A 2,038-nucleotide genomic window follows, 5' to 3' on the forward strand; every position below is an offset into this window, starting at 1 on the left:
CCTCCGCCTTGCAGCTGCACGCACCAGGCCCCGCTCGGGTCGGCCAGTCCGCACCGCTTGTCACGGCCGACCTGATCCAAACGACACCCCCTAGGTGTCGTCGGCGCTCCAGTCCGCGAGCGGCAGGCCCTCGGCCGTGGTGATCTCCAGGACCGTGCAGCCCATGAGGCGTACGGTGGCGAAGAGACGGTCGCGGGCCGTCGCGCGGTCTCCGGGCGGGAAGGAGACGCGGATCTGGTGCGGACGCGAGCGGTCATAGGTGAGGTGCCAGTCCGTGTCGGCGGTCGCGAAGTGGTCCTGGCCGTGCGCACCGTCCTCGGACTGCCACGACCCCCGGTCCACGGTCGGCGCCAGCACGTCCCGGAGTATCCGCAGCCGTTCGGCATACGGCCGTGGGCCCTCGGACAGCCGCAGACACCTGTACAGCCTGGGCCGGAAGGTGTTGAACCACGGCGCCAGGCCGGGCTCCATGTCTGCCAGCACCGTGGAGTGCACCCGCCCCGTCACCCACCCCTCGACGAATCCGGCCGCGCCCGGCGCGAACTCCTCCCGCCCGGTGCTCCGGCCCCGGACCACCACCGGCCACGCCTCGGGTTCCCCCTCGGTACGCCAGCACAGCCGGTCGGCGTCCATGGTGGTGCCCCAGACCAGCAGACCGTCGTGCCGCTCCATGCCGTTGTACGGGCTCGTGCCGAAGGGCGTGCGCAGATACAGGTAGTCGCAGAACTCACCCCACCCGTACGTCTCGACCAGCAGCTTGTAGTCACCGGGCAGCCGCACGCCGAGCCGCGCCTCCACCTCGGCCCAGTCCCCACGGGCGTCGACCGGGTCGGCCGGCCGGGACACGGCCCGGACCAGGGAGTCCAGAGCCGTCACGGCAGATCGCCCCGGCGCAGCGCCGTCGCGGCCGGCTCCCCGGTACGGCGGGCGTACGTCATCCGCTCGCGCACCTCACGCAGCGTCCGCAAGGCGGCTCTGTCCCGCTTCGAAGGCGCCGCGAAAGCCGAGCCCGCGTACGTCAGCGCACCCGCACAGCGCGGGCAGGTCCGCTCCCGCCACGGGTCGTAGCACTGCTTGTACGACACCCGGCAGGAAAGACAGACGTACGAGGCCCTGGCGGCAGACATGCGGCCAGATTAGGGAGCTCCAGGACCCCGGCCAAGCGGGTTTCCGGCACCCGGTCCCGAGGGTGGTCCGTCAACGCCAGATCTGGATCCGCACCGAGAAGGCGCCGCGGCCAGACGTGGGCCAAACCTCCAGGCCAAAGGACCGGGGGTTCAGCGCGGCTTTCTTGACGGCCCGTCCACTCAGCGCGCTGTCCGGCTCAGAGACCGGCCCGGTCCAGGGCGCTCTGCAGGGACTGCTTGTACTCCGCGCTGGTGTACGTAGCGCCGGACACCGCGTCGATGTTCGCGCTCTGCGCCTCAAGGGTCTCCTGGTTGAGCTTGGGGACGGCCATGGAGGAGATGTCCTTGCTCCGCGCCGCCTCATCGGGAGACTGGATGGCCGTCGCCCCGGTGATCCTGCTGCCGCTGAGGGTGATCCGCACCTGGACCGGACCGTACTTCGTCTGGGCCGTGGCGCCGGTGACGGAGCGGGTGGTGGGCGCGGCCGACGTGGTCTTCGGGGCGGAGGGGGCGCTGCTGGTCTTCGCCGGGGTGGTCGACACCCGGCGCGACGGCGACGCGCTCATGGTGGACGAGGGCTGGGCGTGCGAGCCGCCCGGCCGGCACCGCCGCTCCCAGCGTCGAGCCAGACACGGACGATGGCCGCAGCGCGCTACGGCCCTGAGCCGAGACCTGGATGAGCAAGGCCCCGGTCGGAACAGAGCCTCCGGCGGGGGACCGGCCGGCACCGGGATGGAGGGGGCGCCGTGGGCGACTGCGGGTCCCTGGGGATGGGAGCTGGGGAAGATGGTGGTCGATGTGATCGGGCTCCGGCAGGGTTCCGCGCCTGGCGTGGTGAACGCCCCTTCTGGGCCGGGCTCTTCACCCTGGCGGCAGGGCTGCCCATCCTGTACTGGCCGTACGTGAACCTG

The 2,038-nt window shown here is 71.9% G+C and carries 4 protein-coding genes; 1 reads left to right on the forward strand and 3 read right to left on the reverse strand.

Translation table 11 applies throughout. The features are described 5' to 3' along the window. Positions 1–90: 90 nt before the first annotated feature. From ACWC5O_RS45350 to ACWC5O_RS45360, 3 genes are all read right to left on the reverse strand, one after another. Entirely contained in the window at positions 91–876 is a 786-nt protein-coding gene (locus ACWC5O_RS45350) for an SMI1/KNR4 family protein (RefSeq protein WP_450589398.1), read from the reverse strand. Further along, positions 873–1,127 (reverse strand): deoxyxylulose-5-phosphate synthase, encoded by a 255-nt coding sequence (locus ACWC5O_RS45355; protein ID WP_450589399.1) that lies wholly within the window; start codon positions 1,125–1,127, stop codon positions 873–875. Before ACWC5O_RS45355 ends, ACWC5O_RS45350 begins: the two co-directional genes overlap by 4 nt. Before the next feature lie 197 nt (positions 1,128–1,324). Next, the gene (locus ACWC5O_RS45360) at positions 1,325–1,693 is read right to left on the reverse strand and encodes an FMN-binding protein (RefSeq protein WP_450589401.1); all 369 of its coding nucleotides are present in this window, start codon (positions 1,691–1,693) and stop codon (positions 1,325–1,327) included. A gap of 204 nt (positions 1,694–1,897) precedes the next feature. On the opposite strand from ACWC5O_RS45360, the gene ACWC5O_RS45365 reads away from it, so the two are divergent. Next, positions 1,898–2,038: DUF6114 domain-containing protein (locus ACWC5O_RS45365; RefSeq protein WP_450781380.1), on the forward strand; the 141-nt coding region annotated here is incomplete at its 3' end.

Source organism: Streptomyces sp. NPDC001450, assembly GCF_053597295.1.